General features: G+C 72.0%; 1 protein-coding gene. It reads left to right on the top strand.

The features are described 5' to 3' along the window. Nucleotides 1–82 precede the first annotated feature (82 nt). Nucleotides 83–2,671, top strand: coding sequence for a RelA/SpoT family protein (locus tag ACFRCG_RS47660; RefSeq protein ID WP_380042943.1), 2,589 nt, complete (start codon nt 83–85; stop codon nt 2,669–2,671). The last annotated feature ends 236 nt before the right edge of the window (nt 2,672–2,907 follow it).

A 2,907-nucleotide genomic window follows, 5' to 3' on the forward strand; every position in this document is an offset into this window, starting at 1 on the left:
GTCCTCGGGGGATGCCGTCGAACACGCGGCTCCCTCGGACGACGCCACACGTGCCACACCGGGACCCGCGGGTCATCCGCCGGTGAGCGCCGGAGGAGCCGAGGAGGCTCCCGCCCGGGCCCGCGCCGACGCGCACGCCGAACCGCCGCAGGAGCGGCCCGCGGCGTCGACCGAGCCGCCCGCGAACCGGCCCGACGCGGGTGACACCCGCGGCCCCGCGTCCGAGGACAGCGCCGACGGCCCCCGCGGCAGCGACGGCCACAGCGGCCCCGCCGCCGGTGCGGCCGGACCCGAGGCCCGAGGCCCGCGACCGGTCGCCAAGGCGGCACCCGGCGCGGCGGGCGCCTCGCGCACCGGCGAGCGCTCGCGCTCGTTGCGGGTGGACGGGCCCAGCCGGGTCCGCGCCCGCCTGGCCCGCCTGGGCGTGCAGCGCAACAGCGTCTACAACCCGGTCCTGGAGCCGCTGCTGCGGGTGGTCCGGGTCAACGACCCCAAGGCCGACCTGCGCCAGATCGAACGGGCCTACACCACCGCCGAGCGCTGGCATCGCGGCCAGCGGCGCAAGAGCGGCGACCCGTACATCACCCACCCGCTCGCGGTCGCCACCATCCTGGCCGAGCTGGGCATGGACCCGCCGACGCTGATGGCCGGACTGCTGCACGACACCGTCGAGGACACCGACTACGGGCTCGACGCGCTGCGCCGCGACTTCGGCGACACCGTCGCGATGCTCGTGGACGGCGTGACCAAGCTGGACAAGGTCAAGTTCGGCGAGGCGGCGCAGGCCGAGACCGTGCGCAAGATGGTCATCGCGATGGCCAAGGACCCGCGCGTGCTGGTGATCAAGCTCGCCGACCGGCTGCACAACATGCGCACCATGCGCTACCTCAAGCGGGAGAAGCAGGAGCGCAAGGCCCGCGAGACGCTGGAGATCTACGCCCCGCTGGCGCACCGCCTGGGCATGAACACGATCAAGTGGGAGCTGGAGGACCTGGCCTTCGCCATCCTCTACCCCAAGATGTACGACGAGATCGTGCGCCTGGTCGCCGAGCGCGCGCCCAAGCGGGACGAATACCTGGCCCTGGTCACCGACCAGGTGCAGGGCGACCTGCGCTCCGCGCGGATCAAGGCGACGGTGACCGGGCGGCCGAAGCACTACTACTCGGTCTACCAGAAGATGATCGTGCGCGGCCGCGAGTTCACCGAGATCTACGACCTGGTGGGCATCCGGGTCCTGGTCGACTCGGTCCGCGACTGCTACGCGGCGCTCGGCACGATCCACGCGCGCTGGAACCCCGTGCCCGGGCGGTTCAAGGACTACATCGCGATGCCCAAGTTCAACATGTACCAGTCGTTGCACACGACGGTGATCGGGCCCGAGGGCAAGCCCGTCGAACTGCAGATCCGCACCTTCGACATGCACCGCCGCGCCGAGTACGGCATCGCCGCGCACTGGAAGTACAAGGCCGAGGCGGTCGGCGCCAAGGGTGCCGCGAAGACCGACACCAAGTCCGCGCGCAAGGGCGAGGACCCGGCCAACGACATGGCGTGGCTGCGCCAACTCCTGGACTGGCAGCGGGAGACCGAGGATCCGGGCGAGTTCCTGGAGTCGCTGCGCTTCGACCTCTCCAGCCAGGAGGTCTTCGTCTTCACGCCCAAGGGCGACGTGATAGCGCTGCCGGCCGGCTCGACCCCGGTCGACTTCGCCTACGCGGTGCACACCGAGGTGGGACACCGCACCATCGGCGCCCGGGTGAACGGGCGGCTGGTGCCGCTGGAGAGCCGGTTGGACAACGGCGACCTGGTGGAGGTGTTCACCTCCAAGAGCGAGACCGCGGCGCCCAGCCACGACTGGCTCGGCTTCGTGAAGTCGCCCCGGGCCCGCAACAAGATCCGCCAGTGGTTCTCCAAGGAGCGCCGCGAGGAGGCGATCGAGCAGGGCAAGGAGGGCCTGACCCGGGCCATGCGCAAGCAGGGCCTGCCGCTGCAGCGGCTGATGTCGGGCGGCGGGGACACGCTGGTGACGCTGGCGCACGAGTTGCGCTACCCCGACATCTCCTCGCTGTACGCGGCGATCGGCGAGGGGCACGTCTCGGCGCAGACCATCGTGCAGCGCCTGGTCGAGTCGCTGGGTGGCGAGGAGGGCGCGACCGAGGACCTGGCCGAGGCGACCCGGCCGACCACCACCCGGCGCCGGCCGCGCTCGACCGGCAATCCGGGCGTGGTGGTCAAGGGTGTCGACGACATCTGGGTCAAGCTGTCCCGCTGCTGCACGCCCGTGCCCGGCGATCCGATCATCGGCTTTGTCACCCGGGGCAACGGCGTCTCGGTGCACCGCCAGGACTGCGGCAACGTGGAGTCGTTGTCCCGGCAGTCGGAGCGCATCGTCGACGTCGAGTGGGCGCCGACCGCGTCCTCGGTGTTCCTGGTGGCGATAGAGGTGCAGGCGCTCGATCGGTCCCGGTTGTTGTCGGACATCACGCGCGTGTTGTCGGACCAGCACGTGAACATCCTGTCCGCGTCGGTGGCCACCACGCGCGACCGGGTCGCGGTGAGCCGGTTCACCTTCGAGATGGGCGATCCGAAGCACCTGGGGCACGTGCTCAAGGCGGTGCGCGGGGTCGAGGGCGTGTTCGACGCGTACCGGGTGACCAGCGGGCGGCAGCAGTAGCCCGTAGCGGGGCGCGAGGCGGCGTCGGGAGGGTTTTCCGGCGCCGCTCGGTCATTGCATCCGGGGGAGCGGGGCGGGGGGCCGTGAGCGGCGCTCGGGGCCGCCGCGACGCCTGCGAGCGGGGCGGCCCCGGGAGCGGACGGCCCGGGTCGTGACCGGGCGGGGACTCGAACACGGTGGCCCGGTCTTGGCGGGGGCTCGATAACGGGCCGACAGCAGCGCGGGCGGATCCGGAC

The organism is Embleya sp. NPDC056575, from assembly GCF_042793325.1.
GTDB lineage: Bacteria > Actinomycetota > Actinomycetes > Streptomycetales > Streptomycetaceae > Embleya.